Here is a 1,103-nt window from a genome sequence, read left to right on the forward strand (position 1 = left end):
GTCGGGCACCTACAACATGGCGCATCCCGACAAGGCTGTGCCCGACAGCGCGGCCAGCGAAACGCCTGACGATCGCACTGCGGCACGGACGGAAGCGATGGCATCTGCCGGCACGACATCCGGCATCGACGGCAGGCCGGCGCAGGCGAGATTGAACTGCGTCGTCTCATAGCCAGCCTGCTTAACCGCCGTCAGCACGGCAGCCGGCTCTGTGCCGGCAAATGTCTTGGCGAAAATGCCGAGACGCATCAGACCGCTCCCGAAACCGAGGCGAGTTCGACCCGTTCACCTGTCTCGACCGAACGCGCGATGGCGACCATGGCGCGGATCGAGGCGATACCGTCCTCGACATTGGCGCCGCGCATCGGCGTGCCGTTCAGGACTGTATCCGCTAGGCCTTCCAGTTGGCGGCGGAAGAAGTGGCCGTCGGCGCCGAGCGGCTTGTGGGCGGTGGCGGTCTTCTCGTGAAATATCTCGACCTCGCTGGCGCGGAAGTACCAGGGGTTGAAGGTTTTCGCGATGACGGAGCCGTTCTCGCCATAGAGCTGAAAACCTTCGTGCCAGTCCATGCGCACGGCAACGGTCAGGTCGAGATGCCCGAGCGCGCCGCTGGCGAACTCGGTCTCGACGAACCAGCAATAGGCGCCGAATTTCTCATTGAGGCGGGCGCGCACGGCAACGATATCGCCGCACAGGAAACGCGCCGTATCGACGAGATGCGAGCCGTGCGCCAGCATGAAATATTGCCTGAGATCAGCCTTGGGATTGCCGGTCGGCTTCTTCGCCAGCTTGCTGGTGACCGGCAGCGGCTGAATGGCATCGGTGTTGGTGTAGCGATGGGTGGAATCGCAGTACCAGGCCTTCAGCGCCAGCACCTCGCCGATCTCGTCGCGGACGAAGTCGTGCGCGGCCTCCAGCGCCGGGTCGAAGCGCTTCATATGCCCGACCTGCAGCACCTTGCCCGAGCGCCTGACCGCCTGGGCCAGCGCCTCGCCTTCCTCCACCGAGGTGCCGATCGGCTTTTCGCACAGGACATGCTTTCCCGCATCGAGCGCCTTGATCGACATCGGCACGTGATAGGCGTCCGACGTGGCGACGATCAC

General features: G+C 64.4%; 1 protein-coding gene and 1 pseudogene. Both read right to left on the bottom strand.

Annotated elements, in window-relative coordinates; all coding sequences use genetic code 11:
* Nucleotides 1-36: 36 nt before the first annotated feature.
* Nucleotides 37-249 (bottom strand): annotated as a pseudogene (locus EN994_RS32590) (sugar phosphate isomerase/epimerase); the annotation flags it as partial.
* Nucleotides 249-1,103: Gfo/Idh/MocA family oxidoreductase (locus EN994_RS32595; RefSeq protein WP_164746482.1), on the bottom strand; the 855-nt coding region annotated here is incomplete at its 5' end. The gene EN994_RS32595 and the pseudogene EN994_RS32590, both read right to left, overlap by 1 nt.

This window comes from Mesorhizobium sp. M7A.F.Ca.CA.002.09.1.1, from assembly GCF_003998555.1.
Lineage (GTDB): Bacteria > Pseudomonadota > Alphaproteobacteria > Rhizobiales > Rhizobiaceae > Mesorhizobium > Mesorhizobium ciceri.